A 20030-nucleotide genomic window follows, 5' to 3' on the forward strand; every position below is an offset into this window, starting at 1 on the left:
ATTTGTCCTTAGTCTTCTAACAACTAACAACTGACAACTACCAACTCCATACTATCCACCCCCATCGAATTCCTCAAAGGCGTAGGCCCTTTGCGTGCCGATATGCTGAAGAAAGAACTCAACATTTATACCTTCGGCGACCTGCTGGAACATTATCCGCACCGGCATATCGATAAGACGAAGCTGAGCAAGATCGGTGAGATCAATCTTCACACAGAATTCATACAGGTAGCTGGTAAACTGGTGCATACAGAAATAATAGGCGAACGAAGGGCTAAAAGACTGGTAGCGCAATTGAAAGATGATACAGGTGTGCTGGAACTGGCCTGGTTCCAGGGTATCAACTGGGTGCAGAAAAGCCTTACGCCGGGCATGTCATACCTGGTGTTCGGTCGCACCGGTTTTTTCAACGGAAGACCGCAGATCGTGCACCCGGAAATAGAGCCTTATGTACCTGCACAGGCGAAGGGCAAAGCATTTCTCGAACCGGTATATCCTGCTACAGAAAAATTAAAAGCACGCGGACTCAACGGCAGGCAATTGGGCAAGCTAACCTACCAGTTGCTGACGCAGATCAGGCCGGAAGACCTGCCCGAAAATATTCCCGATGCCATCAGCACATCGCTCAAACTGATGCCGCGTTACGAAGCCATCCGCGCCATTCATTTTCCCGCCGATCCTGCGCAATACCAGCAGGCTTTGCATCGACTCAAATTCGAAGAGTTGTTTATGGTGCAGGTGCGGTTGAACCTGGTGCGTATGCAACGGCACAGGGCCAGTAAAGGGGTGGTGTTTGAAAAAGTAGGCGATTATTTCAATACATTTTACAATCAATATTTACCATTTGAATTAACGGGTGCACAAAAAAGAGTGCTGCGGGAGATACGCACCGATACGGCGCGCGGACATCAGATGAACAGGTTGTTGCAGGGAGATGTGGGCAGTGGAAAAACCATGGTGGCTTTGTTGAGTATGCTGCTGGCAGCCGATAATAGCTACCAGAGTTGTATGATGGCGCCCACGGAGATTTTGGCGCAGCAACATTATACGGGGCTTAGTGAATTGCTCAAAGAAATGCCTGTTGAAATAGCATTGCTTACCGGCAGCACCAAAGCGGCCGAACGTAAAAAAATATTAAAGGGCCTGCAGGAAGATACCATCCATTTTGTAGTAGGCACACATGCGGTGATTGAAGACACCGTGCAGTTTAAAAACCTGGGACTCGTTATCGTTGACGAACAGCATCGTTTCGGTGTTGCGCAGCGGGCAAAATTATGGGAGAAGGCAGCGGTCCCTCCGCATGTGCTGGTGATGACCGCCACGCCCATACCCAGGACCCTGGCAATGACGGCTTATGGCGATCTCGATTACAGTGTGATGGATGAGTTGCCGCCAGGCAGGCAGCCGGTTACAACCGTACACCGGCAGGAGATGGCCAGGGCCAATGTGATGGATTTTGTAAAAACAGAGATCACCAAAGGCAGGCAGGCTTATTTTATTTACCCGCTGATAGAAGAAAGTGAAAAGTTGAGTTATGAAGACCTCATGCAGGGGTACGAACAGGTAAAAAGTTTTTTCCCTGAGCCGGCTTACCGGATCAGTATGGTGCATGGCCGGCAACCGCAGGAGCAAAAAGATACCAATATGCAACGTTTTGTGAGTGGCGACACACAGATCATGGTGAGTACTACTGTGATAGAAGTAGGGGTGAACGTGCCCAATGCCACTGTGATGGTGATAGAGAGCGCCGAAAAATTCGGACTTTCCCAACTGCACCAGCTGCGGGGAAGGGTGGGACGAGGCAGCGAGAAAAGTTTTTGCATTTTATTAACAGGGTCCCGGGCCAGCAAAGAAGCCCGGGAACGTATCAAGATTATGTGCGCCACCAATGACGGGTTCAAGATCGCAGAGAAGGACCTGGAGTTGCGCGGACCGGGCGATATAGAAGGCACCAGGCAGAGCGGGGCGTTGAATTTCAAGGTGGCTAGTATTGTAAATGACAAGGAATTGCTGGAAAAAGCGAGGAAAGAGGCGGAAAAATTATGTGAAGAAGATAATGAGCTAAAGATGGCAAAGAATTTGATACTCAAAGCCTATCTGCAATCCCAGCCTCAGAAGAACGGTTGGGGCAAGATATCCTGAAGGACCGCTCATAATAAACCTAGTGCAAAGCATCTGAATCACGTATATATGTCGTAACTTATAAATAAAATAAGGTTGATGTCGGGAAGAACAATAGCAAGGATATTGGTATTGATGCTGATCAGTGTATATGGCTCGGCACAGGGTTATCTTGAATTTGTTGAAAATAAGGGGCAGTGGGAGCCTTCCATTAAATATAAGGGTGAGATGAGCACAGGTGCTTTCGCCTTGCAGGCCACCGGTTACAGGGTGCTGCTGCATAAGGGGGCCGATCTGGAGAGTCTCACCGAAAAAATACACGGGCATGGTCCCAGTCATTCATCTGGTAGTACTCCTGGTGGCTCGGGCGGTGGCTCAGGTCGTGAACATGCCGATCAACCTGTCCAGACTCAAACCAATGCTGCTACAGAACATCCGGTAAATATAGGTGGGGCAGGACCGGATCGTGACAACGATCAGCCACTTATACTACACTCGCATGCTTATCAAGTGCGGTTCCTCAATGCGAATGAACATGCACAGATCATTCCTGAAAAACCCCTGCCAGGCAATATCAATTATTTAGTGGGCAAAGATTCTACTCAATGGGCCTCGGGATGTGCTTCCTACCAGGCCATCACTTATAAAAATATTTATCCGAACATAGATATCCGTTATTATACGGCCAGTGGTGTATTGAAATACGACCTCATTGTGCATCCTGGCGGCGATGTATCCAATGTAGCCATGTATTATGAAGGCGCCAACGGTTTGCGCGTGAAAGACGGTAAGTTGATGGTGAAAACCGCTGTGGAAGAAGTGCAGGAATTTCCTCCCTATAGTTATCAGTTACTGAACAATGAGCGTACGGAAGTGCCCTGCAGCTATGAAGTGAAAGGAAACATCGTACGCTTCCGCATCAACGGCGCCTATTCTAAAACTGCTACCCTGGTGATAGATCCTTCATTCGTTTTTTCTTCCTTCTCGGGAAGTACGGCGAGTAACTGGGGTTATACCGCTACATACGACGGACAGGGAAATTTTTATGGAGGAGGTATTGTTTTCAGTGGCAATGGAAAATTCCCCACCAGCAATGGCGCTTTCCAAACCACATTCCAGGGAGGAGTGAATACCGGCGAAGGAGGCGGCTTTGACATCGGTATCATCAAATTAGACCCTCTTGGTACTAACCGCATATATGCTACTTACCTGGGAGGCGCTGCAGGCAACGAACAGCCACACAGTCTTTTTGTAGATCCCGCCGGTAATCTGGTGGTGGCAGGGCGCTCCAATTCAAGCGACTACCCGGTAAAGGGTGCGTTAAAAACTTATGGTCCCGGAGGAGGATGGGATATTGTTGTAACCAAACTCAACCAGAATGGAACAGGCTTGGTGGCATCGGTTAAAATAGGCGGCCTGCAGGACGATGGCGTGAATATCAAACCCAAATATTCCGGCACACCCGGTGCGCAATCCATCAACCGGAATTATGGAGATGATGCGCGCAGTGAAGTGATCATTGATGCCGCCGGAAGTATTTATGTAGCTTCCTGTACACAGTCAGATAGTTTTCCTACCACACCAGGCGCTTTTCAATCTGCTTCAGGAGGCAGTCTCGGAAATCACCAGGATGGTGTGGTGCTCAAACTCAAATCCGATCTTTCCGGCGTTATTTTCTCCACCAGGATCGGGGGCAGTAACGACGATGCGGCATTTGTACTGGCCATCAGTCCGCTTACCGGCGATCTATATGTGGGTGGCACTACCGCCAGTAACGATTTTCCGGGCGATAAAACCGGTACCATTTCAAGCAGTTTCAACCAGGGTATCTGCGATGGCTTTGTGGCAAGGTTCCATAATGACGGTACGTTTGTAAAGAGTACTTATATCGGTACATCGGGCAATGACATGCTCTATGGCATCCAGTTCGATAAATTCGGTTTTCCTTATGTCATGGGCACTACCACCGGTTCCTGGCCCATCAAGAAGCCTGCGAATGCCGGCAGCTTTTTCATGCAAACCAACGGCAAGCAATACATCAGCAAGCTGATGCCCGATTTATCAGACTTTGTATATTCAACGGTATTCGGCACCAATACTACTTATCCCAATATCTCGCCTGTGGCTTTCCTGGTAGACCGCTGTGAAAATGTGTATATGTCGGGATGGGGCGGAGGTATCGATTCGCATAACAATAGTTTTCCCAATGCCACCACAGTAGGGTTGCCTGTTGTAGGAGGCGGACAAACCATCACCGATGGTGCGGACTTTTATTTCTTTGTACTGGAACGTGATGCCAAATCGCAGCTCTTCGGCAGCTTCTTCGGACAACAAGGAGGTGCCACCGGTGAACATGTGGATGGAGGTACCAGTCGCTTCGACCGCAACGGGATCATTTACCAGGCCATCTGCGCCAACTGCGGCGGCGGTGCACGTTTCCCCACTACCAGCGGTGTATGGGCTCCTAACAATGGTGCCGCGCCATCGGGCTGTAACCTGGCCATGGTGAAAATTGCTTTCAATCTTGCCGGCGTAGAAGCCGGCATACAGGCTTCTGTCAACGGCAGGATCAGGGATACGACAGGCTGTGTGCCGCTCACCGCAGATTTTCGCGATACACTGGCTATGGGTAAAAACTATATATGGGATTTTGGCGACGGCACCCCGCCGGTGACAACGGGTGCTCCCAACATTTCACATACATTCAATCTTGTAGGTAATTACCGGGTGAAGCTTACTGCTGTTGATTCTTCTTCCTGTAACCTGGCCGACAGTTCTTTTGTGACCATGCGGGTACGGAGCGATGAAGTGAAAATGTCTTTCACCAACCGCAAGCTGCCGCCTTGTACTTCACTGCAATATGAATTCAACAACACGTCCATAGCACCTCCCGGCAAACCATTGCAGGACCAGAGTTTCCTGTGGATATTCGGAGACAGTACCACGCAATATGCAGGTACAGGTAAAGTGGTACACAGTTATAAAGCACCCGGTACCTATACCATCAAACTGGTATTGGTTGATACCACTTATTGCAATTACGATGATACAATATCCGTGCAGATCAGGATCGCCGATAACCTGAAGGCACAGTTTACCACACCGGCAGCAGGTTGTGCGCCTTATACTGCTGTGTTTGATAATACATCACTGGGCGGACAAAAATTCAGTTGGGATTTTGGCGATGGTACCACATCAACGCAAACCAATCCCATCCACTTGTACAATAATGTAGGCAGTTATATCGTGAAGCTGACAGCAGTGGACAGCAATACCTGTAATATGGAAGACTCCGCTTCCTTCACCATTACCGTGAATCCCAAACCACAGGCAGGATTCAGCTATTCGCCGGAGCCCACTTTACCTAATACACCTGTTGTGTTTACCAACAGTTCGCTGGCAGCTACCCGGTATAAATGGATATTCGACGATGGAGATACACTGGCTACGCGGCGAAAAGATACCACTGTATCGCACCTGTATAATTATTCCGGCAAGTTCAATACCTGTCTTGTTGCATACAACGATGCAGGATGTTCCGATACTACCTGTCAGCTTATTTCCATTACCATTATACCGGGAATGGATGTACCCAATGCTTTCACGCCTAATGGTGATGGCGTCAACGACCGGATCTATGTAAGGGGTTTTGGTATTGCTAAAATGGTATGGCGTATTTACAATCGATGGGGTGTACTGGTATATGTGGGAACAGATAAGGATGAAGGTTGGGATGGTACTTATAAAGGCGTGCTGCAACCACAGGAGGTATATCATTACACCTTGCTGGTTGAATTTGCCGATGGAACCAAAACCAGCAAGAAAGGAGATATTACTTTACTCAGATAAAAGGAGACATGCGGAAATTGATTAAAATAACGGGATGCTGTGTGGCGCTGCTGACCGGCTCGATGGCCAGGGCACAGAGTCTGCATTTTTCACAGTATTTCAATACGCCTTTGCTGATCAATCCGGCCAATACGGGCTTCAACCCGGATTATGATTATCGCGTGGGGGTCAATTACCGCAACCAGTGGGCATCGGTAGGCAATCCTTATAAGACCATGAGCGCCTGGGGCGATGTGAAAGTATTCCGCGACCGGTTCGAAAGCGGCTGGATGGGTATCGGCGGATCGTTGATGAAAGACGTAGCAGGCAGTGGTAACCTGAGCGCTACACATGCTACTGCTACCATTGCATACCACCAGATGCTGGGTTATAACAGTTTGCTGAGTGGAGGTTTTGGATTGGCGTATGTGAACAAACGGGTGGATGTGAACAAGCTCACTTTCGATGACCAGTGGAACGGAAAATTTTTCGACGTCACGATTCCTTCCAATGAACCATTTACGAATACCAGTGTGTCATACCTCGATCTGCAAATGGGACTCAACTATGCTTATTTCGCGTCTGATAATTTTTATTTCAACGCCGGGGTAAGCATCATGCACATCAACACACCAAGAGAAAGTTTTTTCGATCCTACTGTTTCCAATGCTACGCTTTCAAGGCGTTATACCGGGTTCGTGAATGCCAGCATCAAATTGCAGGACCTGTGGATCGTGAATCCGAATGTGTATGTGAGCAAGATGGGATCGGCCTGGGAAGCGGTGCTGGGCTTCAATGCCAACAGGAACCTTAGTGGCGATGGAGAAAAACAAATGGTATTCGGACTCTATTACCGCAACAACGACGCCATCATTCCCATGCTGGGTTATGAAGTGAATGACCTCAAGGTCATTGCCAGTTACGACGCTACGATTTCCTCTCTCCGTAATCTCAACGGGGGCAGAGGAGCGTATGAAATATCACTTATTAAAAGTGGTGTATTCAACTCCTCTGCCGGAAGGTCGGTGAAATGCCCGACTGTGCGTTTTTAATATTCCTGTTAAGGTTTGGAATGATAAGTTTGCAACAGCCCTTATTGAAATTGATAAACGGTGGTTCTTTTATCACCAGATCGTACCAGGATTTTATTGATAACAGCATCTGACAGATCGCGGCTGGCGGTAGCAGAGGAGATTTCTTTAAAGGCCCGCATATAATCCTGCCTTGTGAAGAGATGTTGACCAATTTGGGTTTTGAATATGGCTATACGGTCATTGCCCTGTAAAGAAACAGGTTGTAAAACCAATAATGCTTCCAGCGCTTCACTGATTACGAGCAGCATAAATTCAATGAACCGGGTACAATGCCCTTCTTTATCAGATTGTCCTAATGATTTGTAATATTCAGCCTGCTTTTTTTTGATGATCGATTCTACAGGCAAGTATTCAAATACCGGGTACTGTTGCATCAGTAGAACGGTTTGCCATAACCGACCCATGCGCCCATTCCCATCTGCAAATGGGTGAATAAACTCTAACTCATAATGAAAGACGCAGCTTTTGATTAGGAGTGGGTCATCATCTCTTTTGACATAGGCGAACAGATCATTCATTAGAGGTTTTGCCATCGTGCCTTGCGGTGCCAGGTGTGCTAGTTTATCCCCCTTTACAATGCCCACATTGCCACTGCGAAGTTTGCCAGGAGAAGGGACTAGCCCTGTCATTAAAAGCCGGTGAGCTGAAAGAAATGAAGTGAGGCTGTATGGTTTGAAAGTTACAATACTGTCGTATACTGCTATAGCATTCTTTACTTCTAGTATATCTTTTTGAGGAGCCAGCACCCTTTTGTTCTCTAAAATAGCCGTGACCTGTTCAACACTCAATGTGTTGCCTTCTATTTCCAGTGAGGACTGGATGGTTTTAATACGATTATCTTTTCTCAGTTCAGCTTTTGGCCTTTGTAAATGGCTAGCATTGATCTCCCCGATTTTTTCTGAAACAATTGACAGCAGTTTTAAAATGACAGGGGTAATAGAATAGGGAGGTTTCATAAAAATGATAGTATCATATGATACTATCAAAGGTACAAAAACTCCCTATACCTTTTTATACCGATTTATACCGATGCGGTGCCTTCTGCATCACTGCTGATGCTGAAATCTTCTTTGTCGAGGTATTTCTGATACTTTTCGTTCACTTCTTTGGGTTGTTCCTTACCGTTGATGATGAGCTTTTTGTTCCTGATCTCTATTTTGTAGCCTTTCTTTTTATCGATGAGACCGTCTTTCTCCAGTTGATTGGTAAAAGCTTTCAGTTCTGCCAGTTCTTTTTTGGCTTTCTCTATGCCGAACTTGGCTTTGGAAAGACCCTCACTCACTTCACGGCTAATTTTGTCTGCATCGATATGCACCGCTAGTTTCTGCGACTTGAGGTCTTCCTGTACTTTATTCAGTTCCTGCTGGATCTTTTTCATATCCACTTCCTTCAAACGTACCTGTGCTTCGTGCATGGCCTTGTCTACTTCTGCCTTGGTTTGCTGTAAGTTGATATTTTTTATCGATGCCTGAACCTCTTTGCTGATCTTTTCATAATCGATCTTATTTACCTGGTCCATCGCTTCTTTAAGCTCTTTCTGCATTTTGGAAAAATCGATCTTGAGGTTCTTGTCCAGGTCAACCATGGCTTTATCCAATTCAGTCATGGCCTTGTCGAGATCGGCCTGGTTGTAATCACGGTTGTTGGAATGAATTTTTTTCCGCGGCAGGGAAGTGTCGCCCGATGAGGAAACTTCATAAAAATAGGCCGGCATTACCAGTTCGGGCAATGTCCAGGAACTAAGCATCACTACACCCAGCGCTAAGCCGGCTAATAATGGCCAATGAATAGGTTTTGATTGTTTCATACAATGATGTTTATTTGATAGACGAATTATTTCGTAGTAAATGTACGATGATATTCGTATTGTTGACTACCACTTATCATATTAGAGATTTTTTAACAATTGAATTTTTTGATTTAATATCTATCTTGCACACGCTCAATACTTACTTATGAAATACCTGCCACTGAAACCGGCTATTTTCATCCATAACCGGGAAAGATTTACCAAACAGTTATTACCTAACAGCATCGCCATTTTTGTAAGTAACGACGAATGGCCCTCCAATGGAGACGCCCTGCACCGTTTCAAGCAGAACAGCGACCTTTTCTGGCTTTCGGGTATCGAGCAGGAAGATTCCATGGTGATCCTGTATCCCGATAATCCCGATCCCAAATACCGTGAAGTGTTGGTGCTGGTTCGTCCGAACGAGCTCAAGGAAAAATGGGATGGCAAGCGCTTACGCGCCGCAGAAGCCACTGCTGTTTCGGGCATTGCTACTGTATTGTGGGTAGACAGCCTGGATGCGTTATTGCAAACATGGGTACACCTGGCCGATCATATTTATCTCGACAGCAACGAGAACGACCGCAAAGCATCCCTCATCAGGAGCCGCGATTACCGTTTCATCGATGAAATGAAATCACGTTATCCTTTGCACCAATTCCATCGCGCAGCAAAAATCATGAAAGAGCTGCGCGCTGTTAAAACAAAAGAAGAAGTAGAAGTATTACAAAAAGCCATCGATATCACCGATACCACTTTCCGCCGCTTACTCAAATTCATTCGTCCGGGTGTGATGGAATACGAGATCGAAGCGGAGATATGGCATAGTTTCCTGAGCAACCGCGCGACCGGTCCCGCTTACAGCAGCATCATCGCCAGTGGCGACCGGGCCCGCACGCTGCATTATGTGAGCAACGACCAGGAATGCAAAGACGGGGAATTGATACTGATGGATTTTGGTGCAGAATATGGCGGCTATTGTGCCGATCTCACGCGCACGATTCCGGTGAACGGTAAATTCACCAAGCGGCAGAAAACAGTGTACAACGCCTGTTTGAACATACACAATTATTGCAAGACCATTTTAAAGCCGGGCATCTCCGTGGTAGATTACACCGATAAAGTAGGGGAGAAAGCCACAGAGGAATTTTTGAAGATCGGTTTGTTGCATAAAAGCGATCTCAAAAATGAAGATCCCGAGAACCGTGCTTACCGCAAATACCTCTACCACGGCATTTCACACCACCTGGGTATCGACGTGCATGACCTCGGCACCCGCACGGCTCCGCTTAAAGCGGGCATGTTGCTCACCATTGAGCCTGGCATTTATATTGAAGAGGAGCAGATGGGCGTTCGTATCGAAAACAATGTATGGCTCACGAAGACGGGCAATACAGACCTCATGAAAAATATTCCGATCACGGCGGAAGACATAGAAGCATTGATGAAAAAATGAAACAGATACCAAACCTTTTTACTTTACTCAATCTTTTGTTTGGCTGCCTGGCCATTGTATGTATCATGCAAACAGGGCTTACTTTAGCGCCCCAACCCGATGGGGAAGACCTGGTAATGATTCCCGAGCGTATTTATATGGCCAGCCTGTTCATTGGCCTGGCCGCCCTGATCGATTTTTTCGACGGGTTCACTGCCAGGTTGCTCAAAGTGTCGTCCGACATAGGCAAGCAACTGGATTCGCTGGCCGATGTGGTGAGCTTTGGTGTAGCGCCCGGGCTGATCGCTTACCAGTTCCTCCGCCTGTGTTTTGCACAGCAGGAAAACGGATTAGACATCAATGCCCTTTGGCTATTACCTGCTCTCTTACTGCCTTGCGCCGGGGCTTACCGGCTGGCCCGTTTCAACATCGATACTACGCAGCGCAATGGTTTTGCGGGAGTGCCTATTCCTGCCGCAGGCTTGCTGGTGGCATCTTTCCCGCTGATCTATTGGAATACCAGTCAGCTTTGGGTGGTGAAACTATTATTGAATAAATGGTTCTGGTACCTGCTTGTAGTAGTCCTCAGCTATCTTATGGTATCTACCCTGCCCATGATGGCATTGAAATTCAAAGCGCTGAGCTTTAAAAAGCTATGGCCCTTCATCCTACTGGCCGGCATTGCCGTGGCAGGAGCGTTGCTGATTGGCTGGTTGACAGTTCCGGTGACGTTTATTGCGTATGTAATTTTATCTTTGTCGCTCAAACTACAGGAATCATGACTTATAACGTGCAGATCAAAGTAATGCCTTTGAAAGATTTATTGGATCCCCAGGGTAAAGCCGTACTCGGTGGTTTACAGAACCTGGGCCTTGGAAATGTGGCCGATGTAAGGGTAGGCAAACATATTACTTTACAGATCGATGCAGAAAATGAAGCCGCTGCCAAACAAATTGCCGATGAAGCCAGCAAAAAACTGCTCGCCAACCCGGTGATGGAGTTTTATGAAATAGAGTTCGTGAATTAAATTGCTGAATGCTGTATCTCGTTCCCACACCTTTAGGTAACTTAAAGGACATCACACTGCGTGCACTCGAAGTGCTGAAACAGGCAGATGTGATCCTCTGCGAGGATACGCGCACTTCTTCGAAACTGCTGCAACACTACCAGGTTCAGAAACCTTTATCGCCTTATCACCAGCACAACGAGCACAAGATAGTTGAACACCTCACTGAACAGATGCGAGCCGGGAAAACTTTTGCATTGATCACCGATGCGGGTACACCAGGTATATCAGACCCTGCCTTTTTGCTGGTGCGGCAATGCATAAAAGAAGGCATTCGAGTGGAATGTCTTCCGGGTGCTACTGCTTTTGTGCCGGCATTGGTCAACAGCGGCATTCCCACCAATCGTTTTGTATTTGAAGGATTTCTTCCGTTGAAAAAAGGCCGGCAAACTTTGCTGAAACAATTGGTGCAGGAAGAAAGGACCATGGTCTTTTATGAAAGCCCCATGCGGCTGGTGAAAACATTGGAAGAATTTATTACTTATTTCGGTCCGGACAGGCGCTGCAGTGTAAGCCGCGAACTCACCAAGCTCTTCGAAGAAAATGCCAGGGGAACCTTGCAGGAACTTTGTGAACATTTTAAATCCAAGGCCGTCAAAGGCGAGATTGTGATCGTACTTGCTGGTACGGAAGCTTAGAAGGCCTACATTTACCCTCCCAAAAGATCAACCGATTATGGAAAGGAAATTACTTCGTGCGGCATTATTGCTGTTCATGGTATGTCAGTTAAGCGCATCTATTGCCCAGCCCAACCGCTGGCAGCAACGCATCAAGTATAATATCAGCGTGCAGATGAATGTGGAAACCAACCGGTTCACCGGTCATGAAAAGATCGACTACTGGAACAATTCACCTGATACGCTCACACGTGTTTTCTTTCATCTTTATTGGAATGCGTTTCAGCCCAACAGCAGCATGGATGTGCGTAGCCGCGAACTAGGTAAAACGATACTTACAGAACCTAAAAAAGATTTCGACGGGCGCGACTGGGACCAGCGTGTAAAAGACCGCATCAGCAAACTCAAGCCCGATGAGATCGGTTACCAGAAAGTAACTGCTATCAAGGTGAATGGTGTTGTGCAAACAACCAAAGAACACGAGACCATCCTGGAAGTGAATTTGAATAAACCCATATTGCCTGGCAGTAAAACAGAAATGGAACTGAGCTTTGAAGCACAGGTGCCATTACAGGTACGCCGTTCGGGCCGCGATAACAAAGAAGGCATCCGGTACAGCATGAGCCAGTGGTATCCGAAGATGGTGGAATACGATTATCAGGGATGGAACCCCAATCCGTATATCGCGCGCGAATTTTATGGTGTGTGGGGCGATTATGATGTGCGTATCACCATCGATAAAAATTATTTTGTTGCCGCCGGCGGTGATTTGCTCAACGCAAATGAAATAGGAAGAGGTTATGAAGCAAGCGGTGTTAGACCTGTTGCAGCAACCGGCAGTATGGTTACCTGGAACTGGCAGGCCAATAATGTGCATGATTTTGTGTGGGCGGCAGATCCGCAATACAAAATGATCACACGCAAACCGGTGAATGGTCCGCTCATCAGGGTAGTATACAAAGCCGTGGACTCGCTGGAAGATCGCTGGCAAAAGATGGCCGATACGGCTGCATTGGCTTATCCCATCATGGGCAAAACTTTCGGTGCCTATCCTTATAAGACCTATACATTTATCCAGGGTGGTGATGGCGGTATGGAATATCCCATGGCCACACTTATCAAAAGCGCGAGCGTAGGTACGGCTTTGCACGAATGGATGCACAGTTGGTACCAGATGATGATGGGAACGAATGAATCGTTGTATCCCTGGATGGATGAAGGCTTTACCGATTATTCCAGCATGCGAGTATTATCCACATTGCGCAACAAAGAAGGGTTCTGGTATGAAGCGGCCTATAAAAGCTATTTCAACCTGGCTAAAAGCGGATATGAAGAGCCGGCTTCTACCCATGCCGATCATTACAATACCAATTATGCATACGCTGCGGCTGCGTATAGCAAGGGGGCTGTATTTCTTTCACAACTGGGATATATAGTAGGCGATAGTGTGCGTGATAAAATATTACTGGCTTACTATAAAGAATGGCATTTCAAACATCCGAACCCCAATGATTTCATGCGTGTTGCCGAACAGGTAAGTGGCATTGAACTCAACTGGTACAAGGAATACTGGATCTATACCACCAAGACCATCGATTATGCAGTAGGCGATATCAATATAGTGGATGGCAAAACACAGGTAACACTGCACCGATTAGGGAAGATGCCCATGCCGGTAGATGTACTTATCACATATAAAGACGGGACCCAGGAAGCACATACCATTCCGCTTGATCTGATGTTAGGCAGTAAATTACCAGAGAGCCGCATGCCGGTAATCACAGATACTGAATGGCGTTGGACACATCCGGAGTATGCGCTTACCATCAAGGGAAGTATACAAAACCTGAAATCAATAGAGATAGACCCCTCACAACGGATGGCTGATGTGAACAGGAACAATAATAAGCTGGTAATACCTGACTAAGACGTCATTCCGAGCGAGCGAAGCGAGTCGAGGGATCTGCTGAACGATCAGTGAGATCCCTCGGCTGCGCTCGGGATGACGAATAAGATAAACTCGGGATGACGATGGAGGGATTATTTCGCTACATGTAGTATGTACTTATCTTCAAAATAAGCTTCCGGGAAAATCTTGTCCACCGGCATCATGCGCGGGCGTAAACGGCTCTCGGAGATTTCCTGTGCGAGATCACCGCCTTTGAGACAGATAAGGCCGTTGGCAATTTCCTGGTTGCCGCCTTTTTTCAACAGCGGTGCACTCCATTGCCAGAGGTCTTTCAAAGGCGCTACCGCACGCGAAACAGCAAAATCGAATTTCCTGTTTTTGATCTCTTCGGCACGCGTATGTTGTGTGGTGATGTTTTGAATGCCTGTGGCTTCAGCAACAGCATCCACCACTTTTAATTTCTTGGCAATGCTGTCTACCAAATGGAATTTTACTTCGGGGAAAAAGATCGCCAGCGGTACGCCGGGAAAACCGCCGCCACAACCAATATCGATCACATGGGTGCCAGGCTGCCAGTTGGCAATAGCGGCAATGCTCAGCGAATGCAATACATGGTGCAGGTAAATGCTATCGATGTCCTTCCGTGATATCACATTGATCCTGGCGTTCCATTCTTTATACAATTCTTCGATCGCAGCCAGTTGTTTCAACTGTACTTCACTGAAATCATCGAAGTATTGTAAGATCAGTTCCAGTTTTTGCGGGGTGCTTTCCATATAGCAGGTAAAGTAAACATATAATAGAAGAACATCCAGATATCCATGAAGAGAAACCATGGCCAGAGATCGGCTTCATTCAGTTTTTTCATGCCCTTGTACAACACGATGGCCTGAACAATGAAACGGATTCCGTATACCGCCAATGCCATCCACCAATAAGGAGAAAGAAGGGTAATGGCCAGTAAAGGATAGATGAAAAACAAGGTCAGGGAGTACAATCCCAGCCACCTTTTATGTGCCCCTTTGTAATATTTGCTGGTAGTATAATGACGGTATTTCTGCGACATCCAGTCGTTCCAGGTGGTCTTGGGCTCACTTAATGTATGCGATGCCGGGTCAATGCATATCGCCGTATTGGTTGCATTGGCTACCTGGTTGATAAAGAGATCATCATCGCCACTGGGTATCTGGTTGATGGAAGAGAAGCCTTTATTTCGTAAGAATACATCTTTCTTATAGCTGAGGTTACGCCCCACACCCATATAGGGCTTGCCTGCCAAAGCATACGAAAGGTATTGCAGTGCGGTATGGAAGGTCTCGAAACGGATCAGTTTGTTCAGCAGGCCCGGTTTTTTATGATATGCTCCATAACCCAGTACGATCTCCACCTGCTCATCGTAGCTGTCCTGCAATTGTTGTATCCAGAATTCGCTGGCCGGTACACAGTCGGCATCGGTAAGCAACACAATCTCGTATTTGGCGCTGCGGATACCCATGGATAAAGGGAATTTCTTGCCGCTGATCATTTTGGCTTCCTGGGTGAGGGGTATATAATTGATATTCTTGAACGATTTCATGAACTCATCTACCAGGTATTTGGTATCATCGGTTGAATTATCGTTCACCAGCACTACTTCAAAGCTCGTCTTATAATCCTGTACCAGTATGCCCGGCAATGTCTTTACCAGGTTATGTGCTTCATCACGCGCGCAAACTACAACGGACACAGGATGTTCAATGCTGAGGGAACGTTGGGGCGCGGTATAAAAAGCAAGTCTACGGAAAAAGAAAAGATAGTAAAAGACCTGGATGGCGATCACTGCACAGAACAGGTAAAAGGCAATGTCCCAGGTCAGCGGCGGTATAGTCATGCGGCAAAAATAAAGCTTTCAACTTATTTTTGCCACCTATGGCAGCGTTGACCTTTGAATTGCAGGCATCAGGAATAGCGGGCTCCGAAGCGAGGGCAGGTAAGATCCGTACCGATCATGGGGAAATCATTACGCCCATTTTCATGCCGGTGGGAACGGTAGGAAGCGTGAAAGCCGTTACCAAACAACAGTTGAAAGACGATGTGCAGGCGCAGATCATCTTAGGCAATACCTATCATTTATACCTGCGGCCCGGCACCGGCGTGCTGGAAGCAGCGGGCGGGTTGCATCGTTTCAACGGGTGGGACCGGCCCATCCTCACCGATAGCGGCGGCTACCAGGTGTTTTCACTGGCCGGTAACCGTAAGATCAAAGAAGAAGGCGTATGGTTCCAGTCGCATATCGATGGCAGCCGACATCTTTTTTCACCCGAATCGGTGATGGATATACAACGGTCCATCGGCGCCGATATCATGATGGCTTTTGATGAATGTCCGCCTTATCCCAGCGAATACCCCTATGCGAAAAAAAGCATGGAACTCACGCATCGCTGGCTCGACAGGTGCATACAGCGACTGGCCGAAACACCCGATAAATATGGCTATACGCAGAACCTGTTCCCCATTGTACAGGGTAGCACTTACAAAGACCTCCGTGATGCTTCCTGCGATTATATCGCTTCGAAAGAGGCGGTGGGCAATGCCATAGGCGGACTCAGTGTGGGTGAACCCGAAGACATGATGTATGAATTCACCGAAAGCTGTGCCAGCCGCCTGCCCTTCAACAAACCACGTTATCTCATGGGCGTAGGCACACCCTGGAACATACTGGAGTGCATTCACCGGGGAATCGATCTTTTCGATTGTGTGATGCCTACCCGCAACGGTCGCAATGGCATGCTGTTTACTACGCAGGGCGTTGTGAACATCCGGAATAAAAAATGGGCCACCGATTTCAGTCCTATTGACCCCGGCCTTCCCAATGAAATGAGTCAGTATTATACGAAAGCTTACCTGCGACACCTGTTCGTATCGGAAGAACTGTTGGGCTTGCAACTGGCCAGCCTGCAGAACCTGTCGTTCTACCTCTGGCTGGTGGGCGAAGCCCGCAGGCATATCCTGGAAGGAGATTTTGTTTCATGGAAAAATGAAATGGTGCAGATTGTTAAACAGCGGTTATAGTTCGGCGATGCTGCCGGGCAGAACAGTATATTTGTATAAATGAAGAAACTCGATTGGTACATACTGAAGAAATTCCTTACCACTTTTTTCTTCGCCATCTTTCTCTTCACCATCATCTCCGTGGTAGTGGATATCAGCGAGAAGACGGAAGACTTCAACAGGTCGCACCTCAGCGCCGGGCGCATCATCACCGATTATTATTATGGCTTTGTGCCACATATCATTGCGCTGTTATTTCCTTTGTTTGTATTTCTTGCAGTGATTTTTTTCACTTCCAAAATGGCGGGTAAAAGCGAGATCATTGCCATACTGGCCAGCGGCACCAGCTATAACCGGTGGCTGCGGCCTTATTGGATAGGAGGTACTATACTGGCTGTATTGTTATGGTTTGCCAATCAATATGTAGTGCCCCGCGCCAACCAGATCAGGGGAACTTTTGAAGCCAGGTATGTAGATAACAATTCTTCCTACAACGCTTTGCTCAGCACCAGCAGCAATATTTACCTGCGCATAGATTCGTTTACCTATGCGGGCATTTATTCGTATGATACGCTGGGTAAAAGAGGCGGGCCATTTTTTGCTTATAAGGTGAAGAATGGGAAGGTAATAGAGAATATGCGGGCCGATGGTATTACCTGGGATACGGCTACTAAAAAATGGAAATTGGAGTACCTGGTAGACCGTAAAGTAGAGCCATTGAAAGAACAGATGAGCATGAATTTCAGCCAAAGCATGCAATTCAATTTCAAGCCCTACGATCTCAGCAGGGATAAATACACGAAAGATAAACTGACCACACCCGACCTCGACCGGTTTATAAAGCTGGAAGAGTTACGCGGTTCGGAGGGACTCAACGACCTCAAAGTGGAACGCTATCGCCGTGATGCCACCTGTGTAACAGTATTGCTCCTGACCCTGATTGGTGCGATTGTGGGTGGTCGTAAAGTGAGGGGAGGAAGCGGGGTACACCTGGCGGTGGGCTTTGTAACGGCCGCTCTGTTCATCATCACCGACCGCTTTTCTACTATCTTTTCTACTAAGGGCAGCCTGCCTCCCTTGCTGGCGGCCTGGATACCCAATATTATATTCGTTTTTGTGATTATGCGACTTTATAAGCGGGCTCCCAAGTAGAAATTACCTTTATTTAGAGCGATTCGTCCTAATTCATTTGTTACCAACAGCAAGTTGCGTTACCTTTAGCCATCCATTTTTTAACATCAGGAACAGATTGTATATCATCTGTTGCGTTTCATAAAAAAAGTGTCATGGGGACGATCAAAGAGCGGTTCAAGGTAACAGCGGACGCGGCTAACACAGAAATCAAAGAGTTATTAAAAGAACACGGCAGCAAGAAAATTGGCGAAGTAACACTTGCACAGATTTACCAGGGAATGAGGGGCATGACCGGACTGGTTACAGAAACCAGTTTACTCGATGCACAGGAAGGCATCCGTTTTCGCGGGTATTCCATTCCTGAACTGCAACAAAAATTGCCCAAAGCACCCGAAGGCGGAGAGCCCTTACCCGAAGGATTGTTTTACCTGATGTTGATGGGTGAATTACCCAAGGAAGAAGATGCAGCGGAGATCACCAGTGTATGGCAACGCCGCAGCCATGTGCCCAATCACGTATTCGATATCATCGATGCATTGCCTATCAATACGCATCCCATGACCATGTTCGTTACGGGTGTGATGGCCTTGCAAACAGAAAGCAATTTTGCCAAGGAATACGCCAAAGGCATCAATAAAAAAGATTACTGGAACCCTATCTACGACGATGCGATGGACCTGATTGCCAGGCTGCCGCGTATCGCCGCTTATATCTATCGCAGGAAATACAAGAACAACGATCATATACAGCCGAACGGATTGCTCGACTGGGCCGGTAACCTGGCCCACATGATGGGCTTTGAAGATGAAAGCTTCAAAGAACTGATGCGCTTGTATATGACCATCCACGCCGATCATGAGGGCGGAAACGTATCAGCACATACTACACACCTGGTGGGTTCTGCGCTGAGTGATCCTTTTCTGAGTTATGCCGCAGGTATGAACGGACTGGCGGGCCCCTTGCACGGACTGGCCAACCAGGAAGTGATTAAGTGGATTTTTGAAATGCAGGAAGAGTTAGGTACCGATACGCCTTCTAAAGAACAAATAGAAGAGTACGTACGCAAGACACTGGCTTCCGGTAAAGTAGTGCCCGGTTATGGACATGCCGTATTGCGCAAGACCGATCCTCGGTTCACTGCACAGATGGAATTTGGTAAAAAGCACATGCCCGATGATAAACTGGTAAATACAGTTTGGAAAATTTACGATACCGTGCCACCCATCCTGCAGTCGCTGGGTAAGATCAAGAATCCCTGGCCTAACGTAGATGCGCACAGCGGTGCTTTACTGGTGCATTATGGATTGGTAGAATACGAATTCTATACCGTATTGTTTGCCGTAAGCCGTGCATTGGGCGTACTGGCCAGTCTCTGCTGGGATCGCGCCCTCGGATTGCCGCTTGAAAGACCTAAATCTGTTACTACACAATCGGTGAAGCTTTGGCTTGAAGGAAAGGCAGAGGTATGGGAGTAAATTTTTCGTATCTACTACATCTTCTACCTTTGTAGTGAATCCCTGCGATGCCGCTGTTTAGCTTTGTGCTAATTAAGTTTGCAGGTTAAGTTTTTAAAGAGCCCTCTTAGGGGCTCTTTTTGTTATTGTATGTATAATAAAAAAGCTTCCTTATCCTGAAGCCTTAAAAATGAAGAGAGAGGCTTGACTGATTTTAATCGAACACGTATTTCAAGTATTTGCTGCCCACTTAACTAGGACTCTTAGTTATAGGTTCCGGAGATAAGGGCATTTAGTTGTTCATAGCCCAGGGTGGAGTATACTGGAAACAAAAAAGCACTTACGAGAATACGTAAGTGCCTGATAAGTAATGTGGAGAATACCGGATTCGAACCGGTGGCCTCTTGCATGCCATGCAAATAATTACTGATTATTGATTTTTTGATTTGTATTCTTTTTAATTGATAATCAACAGCATATTAAAATTCTATCTTACCCTTTCTTTCTCATATTTATGCTTTTTTATTAGATTTGTTTAAACCATGTTTAAACC

At 47.0% G+C, this 20030-nt stretch carries 15 protein-coding genes and 1 tRNA gene; 11 read left to right on the forward strand and 5 right to left on the reverse strand.

The features are described 5' to 3' along the window. Positions 1 to 48: 48 nt before the first annotated feature. From recG to SEDOR53_RS0108760, 3 genes are all read left to right on the forward strand, one after another. A complete protein-coding gene (gene recG, locus SEDOR53_RS0108750) occupies positions 49 to 2142 on the forward strand; it encodes an ATP-dependent DNA helicase RecG (protein ID WP_026769390.1) in 2094 nt (697 codons plus the stop codon). A 78-nt stretch (positions 2143 to 2220) separates the two neighbouring features. Beyond that, the gene (locus tag SEDOR53_RS0108755) at positions 2221 to 5970 is read left to right on the forward strand and encodes a T9SS C-terminal target domain-containing protein (RefSeq protein ID WP_037360873.1); all 3750 of its coding nucleotides are present in this window, start codon (positions 2221 to 2223) and stop codon (positions 5968 to 5970) included. 8 nt (positions 5971 to 5978) lie between these two features. Next, the gene (locus SEDOR53_RS0108760; RefSeq protein ID WP_026769392.1) at positions 5979 to 7001 is read left to right on the forward strand and encodes a PorP/SprF family type IX secretion system membrane protein; all 1023 of its coding nucleotides are present in this window, start codon (positions 5979 to 5981) and stop codon (positions 6999 to 7001) included. 41 nt (positions 7002 to 7042) lie between these two features. Here SEDOR53_RS0108760 and SEDOR53_RS0108765 read toward each other — a convergent pair whose 3' ends face one another. Both SEDOR53_RS0108765 and SEDOR53_RS0108770 read right to left on the reverse strand, forming a co-directional pair. Beyond that, positions 7043 to 7999 (reverse strand): Fic family protein, encoded by a 957-nt coding sequence (locus SEDOR53_RS0108765; protein WP_026769393.1) that lies wholly within the window; start codon positions 7997 to 7999, stop codon positions 7043 to 7045. A 65-nt stretch (positions 8000 to 8064) separates the two neighbouring features. Beyond that, a complete protein-coding gene (locus SEDOR53_RS0108770; protein ID WP_026769394.1) occupies positions 8065 to 8850 on the reverse strand; it encodes a hypothetical protein in 786 nt (261 codons plus the stop codon). Between the two features lie 148 nt (positions 8851 to 8998). Here SEDOR53_RS0108770 and SEDOR53_RS0108775 point away from each other — a divergent pair, with 148 nt between their 5' ends. Genes SEDOR53_RS0108775 through SEDOR53_RS0108795 form a run of 5 tightly spaced genes read left to right on the forward strand, consistent with a single transcriptional unit; the run spans position 8999 to position 13877 of the window. Further along, a complete protein-coding gene (locus SEDOR53_RS0108775; protein ID WP_026769395.1) occupies positions 8999 to 10288 on the forward strand; it encodes an aminopeptidase P family protein in 1290 nt (429 codons plus the stop codon). Next, a complete protein-coding gene (locus SEDOR53_RS0108780) occupies positions 10285 to 11049 on the forward strand; it encodes a phosphatidylcholine/phosphatidylserine synthase (RefSeq protein ID WP_026769396.1) in 765 nt (254 codons plus the stop codon). Before SEDOR53_RS0108775 ends, SEDOR53_RS0108780 begins: the two co-directional genes overlap by 4 nt. Continuing rightward, positions 11046 to 11294 (forward strand): phosphoribosylformylglycinamidine synthase subunit PurS, encoded by a 249-nt coding sequence (purS, locus tag SEDOR53_RS0108785; protein WP_026769397.1) that lies wholly within the window; start codon positions 11046 to 11048, stop codon positions 11292 to 11294. The genes SEDOR53_RS0108780 and purS overlap by 4 nt, the downstream gene beginning before the upstream one ends. An 8-nt stretch (positions 11295 to 11302) precedes the next feature. After that, positions 11303 to 11971, forward strand: a complete 669-nt coding sequence (gene rsmI / locus SEDOR53_RS0108790) for a 16S rRNA (cytidine(1402)-2'-O)-methyltransferase (protein ID WP_026769398.1) — start codon at positions 11303 to 11305, stop codon at positions 11969 to 11971. A gap of 37 nt (positions 11972 to 12008) precedes the next feature. Continuing rightward, positions 12009 to 13877 (forward strand): M1 family metallopeptidase, encoded by a 1869-nt coding sequence (locus tag SEDOR53_RS0108795; RefSeq protein ID WP_026769399.1) that lies wholly within the window; start codon positions 12009 to 12011, stop codon positions 13875 to 13877. Positions 13878 to 13990: 113 nt separating this feature from the next. On the opposite strand, the gene rsmG is transcribed toward SEDOR53_RS0108795, so the two are convergent. Together rsmG and SEDOR53_RS0108805 are read right to left on the reverse strand one after the other, a co-directional pair. Next, positions 13991 to 14635, reverse strand: a complete 645-nt coding sequence (rsmG, locus tag SEDOR53_RS0108800; RefSeq protein WP_232214747.1) for a 16S rRNA (guanine(527)-N(7))-methyltransferase RsmG — start codon at positions 14633 to 14635, stop codon at positions 13991 to 13993. Next, entirely contained in the window at positions 14605 to 15729 is a 1125-nt protein-coding gene (locus SEDOR53_RS0108805) for a glycosyltransferase (RefSeq protein ID WP_037360879.1), read from the reverse strand. The genes rsmG and SEDOR53_RS0108805 overlap by 31 nt, the downstream gene beginning before the upstream one ends. 38 nt (positions 15730 to 15767) lie before the next feature. On the opposite strand from SEDOR53_RS0108805, the gene tgt reads away from it, so the two are divergent. The 3 genes from tgt to SEDOR53_RS0108820 all read left to right on the forward strand — a co-directional run bounded on the left by tgt (position 15768) and on the right by SEDOR53_RS0108820 (position 19498). Then, positions 15768 to 16910, forward strand: coding sequence for a tRNA guanosine(34) transglycosylase Tgt (gene tgt, locus SEDOR53_RS0108810; protein WP_051416564.1), 1143 nt, complete (start codon positions 15768 to 15770; stop codon positions 16908 to 16910). Positions 16911 to 16949: 39 nt separating this feature from the next. Continuing rightward, positions 16950 to 18041 (forward strand): LptF/LptG family permease, encoded by a 1092-nt coding sequence (locus SEDOR53_RS0108815; protein ID WP_026769403.1) that lies wholly within the window; start codon positions 16950 to 16952, stop codon positions 18039 to 18041. Between the two features lie 134 nt (positions 18042 to 18175). Continuing rightward, positions 18176 to 19498: a citrate (Si)-synthase, eukaryotic gene (locus SEDOR53_RS0108820; protein WP_026769404.1), complete on the forward strand. Its 1323-nt coding sequence runs from the start codon at positions 18176 to 18178 to the stop codon at positions 19496 to 19498. Positions 19499 to 19850: 352 nt separating this feature from the next. On the opposite strand, the gene SEDOR53_RS19075 is transcribed toward SEDOR53_RS0108820, so the two are convergent. Further along, positions 19851 to 19934 (reverse strand) — tRNA-OTHER (locus SEDOR53_RS19075). Positions 19935 to 20030: the final 96 nt, after the last annotated feature.

The sequence above is a fragment of the Asinibacterium sp. OR53 genome (genome assembly GCF_000515315.1).
Taxonomy (GTDB): Bacteria; Bacteroidota; Bacteroidia; order Chitinophagales; family Chitinophagaceae; genus Sediminibacterium.